The organism is Nocardia abscessus, from assembly GCF_015477775.1.
In the GTDB taxonomy this organism is placed as follows: Bacteria; Actinomycetota; Actinomycetes; order Mycobacteriales; family Mycobacteriaceae; genus Nocardia; species Nocardia abscessus_A.
The window spans coordinates 1-2,560 of sequence record NZ_JADLQO010000047.1; the positions used below are offsets into that span (position 1 = coordinate 1).

Annotated in this window: 3 protein-coding genes; 2 read left to right on the top strand and 1 reads right to left on the bottom strand. The window is 68.0% G+C overall.

Going from position 1 to position 2,560, the window contains the following annotated elements:
* Both IU450_RS39140 and IU450_RS39145 read left to right on the top strand, forming a co-directional pair.
* The coding region (locus tag IU450_RS39140; protein ID WP_228835757.1) for a phage tail tip lysozyme at positions 1-469 on the top strand (469 nt) is incomplete at its 5' end.
* A gap of 483 nt (positions 470-952) precedes the next feature.
* On the top strand, positions 953-2,110 hold the full coding sequence (locus IU450_RS39145; protein WP_324197986.1) for a transglycosylase SLT domain-containing protein: 1,158 nt from the start codon (positions 953-955) through the stop codon (positions 2,108-2,110).
* Positions 2,111-2,175: 65 nt separating this feature from the next.
* Here the strand turns inward: IU450_RS39145 and IU450_RS39150 are convergent.
* A partial coding sequence (locus tag IU450_RS39150; RefSeq protein ID WP_195154761.1) for a C40 family peptidase occupies positions 2,176-2,560 on the bottom strand: 385 nt, incomplete at its 5' end.

Consider the following 2,560-nt stretch of genomic DNA (forward strand, 5'->3'; position numbering starts at 1 on the left):
CAACACCGGCAACACCGGCAGCGCCGACAACATCCCCGGGGGCTCCAACGCCAATCCGGCGGACGTCTATCGCTACCTCATCTCGAAACACGGACTCACGCCTGCGCAGGCCGCGGGGATCGTGGGCAATATTCAGGTCGAGTCGGGTTTCAAAACCAGCGCGTACAACCCGGGCGAAGGCGCTATCGGTCTGTGCCAATGGCGGGGTGGACGACGACAGGCCCTGGAGCGATTCGCGGCAGCTCGCGGGAAGCCGGTCACCGACTGGAAGGTCCAAGTCGATTTCATGATGGCCGAATTGCGCAGCAACGAATCCACCGCGTACGGATATCTCCGGGCCGCGCGGACGCCCGCCCACGCGGCGGCGGTCTTCGATCAGTATTACGAAAGAAGCTCCGGTGAGGCGAGAGGGCAGCGCATCGCCTACGCCAACAGCATCGCCTCGGCGATGCGTAACGTCGCTGTTTGACCTCACCCGGCCTTCGCCGGTCGCTCAGTGCCCTCTTTCACCGACGCCTTCTTTCACCGACGTGCCGCGCGGCTGTCCGCGGTCGCGTGCCGGGACGTGGGCACCGGTATTCCCGCAAGCGGGAACAGCATGCGCGTACTCGGGAGATACCTGCATTAAGCTGCGGATACGCTTCGGGACGAGTGCCGGGGAAGAGGCATTCCGAGTCGGGTGAGCCGACAGCCGGGCAAGGCGGCACGAGTTCACCGCATCGGCGCGGATCACCACGTCGCTGCCGCGTCGGCTGCGAACTCCTCCGGCTCCAGCACGCACCGATCGTGTCCGGCGATCGGCAGCGCGCGTACCGGGATCCGGCGGAAGGTGAATCATGGCTGCCTCTGTGGTCACCGTGCGTAGTGTCCGCGCGCAGCGGGGGAACTGATGGCTCCGACGGATCGCTCTGGCCCCGAGCGAGATCCCGATGATCCCGGCGATCCTCGCGACGTGCGTGCGAGCGCCACCACCGCGCCGCACCGCCCCGCCAAGTCCGCGACGCGCGGCGCTCCCACCCCGATCCCGCGGCCGCAGCCAGGTGCGGCCGCCGCGGCGGCGCCGGCCGGCGCGACGGCTCAGGGGCGCACCCAGAACGCGCCGTCGGCATCCGAGACGACCTCCCCGGCTTCGGGTTCCACCTCCGTTCCGCGCTCGGACGCGCTCGGCATGGCGGGCTCGTCCACGCCCATGGCGGCCGCGGCGATGGGCGCGTTGGCGGCCATCGCCGCCCAATATGGTGACGGTCCGCCGACTGCCGTGACGGGACAGCCGTACGCGGCGCCCGATCTCGACGCGGCGCGACCGAGCGGACCTGTCGTGTGGGACGGTGCGCTCGGTTCTCGGTATGCCGACAGCAATCTGAATCGAGCACGCCACGGCGATGCGACACAGTCGATGAACGCCGAGCTGGAACGCATCCTGGGTGGCGCCGTCGACAACAGCACGCAGGGACGCGCCGCGATCGGAGCGATCATCGCCGAGGTGAACACCGCCCTGACCGCGCTCGGCAAGATCCAGGACGCCAACGCGAGCAGGCAGTTGGTGATCTCCACCTTGGACAATGCCTTGCAACGGGCGGGAACCGTGCTCGGCCAGGGGCAGGCCGCTACAGTGCTGACTGCCGATCGGGTGGCTGCTCTGGCGGACCGCTACCTGCGCGAGTCGCGTCCCGTCCAGCCACGGCGGCCCCGCCGGACGTCGCACTCCGGCATGCACGGGCCCAGCAGCGGTCCGCCACGCACGCGGCCGTCGGGCCAGCAGGGGCAATGGATCAACGAAGCCTTGCAGGTGTTGCGTCAGCACGGCTACGACACGCGCCAGATCGATCCGGCCGACATCGCGGCGATCATCCAGCACGAGTCCGGCGGTAACCCGAATGCCATCAATCTCTGGGACAGCAACGCCGCGGCAGGCATTCCGTCGAAAGGCCTGATGCAGACCATCGATCCGACGTTCAACGCGTATTCCGTTCCGGGACATCGCGACATCTGGAATCCGGTGGACAATATCGTCGCGGGCGTCCGGTATGCCATCGAACGTTACGGGTCGGTCAGCAATGTGCCGGGAATCGTGCAGATGCGCGGCGGCGGCTCGTACGTGGGGTACTGACGCCGGTCGCGGAGGATCGGTTCCGGTGCGGCGGCCAGGAACAGAGGGCACGCCGGATCAACTGGTCACGCCCACCGCGCGGCCGCGTAACTGCCGGGTAGTTTCCGGTACTGGACGTGGCCACCGGTGCGGGGAGCTTCGACGCACATGCCGTTGCCGATGTACATGATGACGTGGCCCGGGTTGTTCGGCCCCTTGAACGAACTCGACGGGAAAATGAGATCACCGGGCCGGATATCCCTGGGATTCACCTTGGGCAGTGTCCGGTATTGGTCGGCCGCGACTCGCGGAATCCGCACACCGGCGGCTGCCGCCGCATATTGCATCAGGCCGGAGCAGTCGAAAGCGTTCGGTCCTTCGGCACCGAAGACGTAGGGGTCGCCGAGTTGGGCGAGCGCCACCTGGATGGCTTTCGCGGCGGCCCCGGTCGCACCGGTGCTGCCGGTGGGT